Source organism: Streptomyces beijiangensis (genome assembly GCF_017315755.1).
Classification (GTDB): Bacteria; Actinomycetota; Actinomycetes; order Streptomycetales; family Streptomycetaceae; genus Streptomyces; species Streptomyces beijiangensis.
The window spans coordinates 1-1,078 of record NZ_JAFLRJ010000924.1; the positions used below are offsets into that span (position 1 = coordinate 1).

Genomic DNA, 1,078 nt, shown 5'->3' on the forward strand with positions numbered 1-1,078 from the left:
TCGACGCCATGCTGGAGGACCGCTTCCGGCTGCTGGCCAACCACACGCGCGGCGCTCCCCCGCGCCATCACACCCTGCGCGCGGCCATCGGCTGGAGCCATGAACTCTGCACGCCGTCCGAGCGGTTGCTGTGGGCCCGGCTCTCCGTCTTCACCGCACCCTTCGACGTGGAGGCCGCCGAGGCGGTCTGCTCCGACGCCCACCTCCCGCAGGAGGACATTCCCGGCGCCCTGAAGGAACTCGTCGGCAAGTCGATCCTCATCCAGGACGGCAGCGGCGAACACCCGTACCTGCGGATGCTGGACACCGTGCGGGAGTACGGACACACCTGGCTCCAGGAGCTCGGCGACGAGGACCGGCTCGCCGACCGGCACGCGGCGTTCTACCTGCGCCTCGCACGCCAGGCGGAGTCGGCCTGGTCGGGCCCGGAACAGCTCGCCTGGTACGCCCGGATGACCTCCGAGCACCCCCACATCAGGGCCGCCCTCGAACATCTCCTCACCCATCCCGGGCGCGGCAGGGAAGCCCTGGAACTCGCCGCCCGCATGTGGTTCATGTGGATCGCCTGCGGACGGCTCCGCGAAGGCCGCCTCTATCTCGACCGCGCCCTGCGCCTGGACGTCGCGCCCTGCCGTGAGCGTACGAGAGCCCTGTGGACCTGCGGCTGGATCGCCAGTGTCCAGGTCGACGCCGCGGGTGCCACCCCGTATCTGGAGGAGGCCGTCGCCGCGGCGGACGCGCTCGACGACCCGGAGGCCGCGACCCACGCCCTGCAGTGGTCTGGATGCGCTCGCACCTCGACTGGCTGACGGCCCAGGCCGACCGTGCCAGGGGCCACTTCTCGGCCGCGATCGCCCGCACCCGCGATGCCCTCTGGGTCCAGCACGCCTTCCACGACGTGATCGGCGTGGCCGTCACCCTCGAAGTACTCGCCGGTCTGCAGGCCTCCCTCCTGGAGGCCGACCGCGCGGCCCATCTGCTGGGCGCCGCCCGCAACTTGCGGAACACCTACGCCGTATCTGTCACCGGCGCCCCCTTCCTTGCCTCCATACGGACCCAGGCGACCACCACCGCCCGG

1 protein-coding gene and 1 pseudogene are annotated in these 1,078 nt (G+C 71.7%); both read left to right on the plus strand.

Features of this window, described 5'->3' with window-relative positions:
- Positions 1-809, plus strand: an 809-nt coding sequence (locus J0695_RS39885; RefSeq protein WP_443727091.1) for an ATP-binding protein, incomplete at its 5' end; no start/stop codon positions are given.
- Positions 785-1,078 (plus strand): annotated as a pseudogene (locus tag J0695_RS39890) (hypothetical protein); the annotation flags it as partial. The gene J0695_RS39885 and the pseudogene J0695_RS39890, both read left to right, overlap by 25 nt.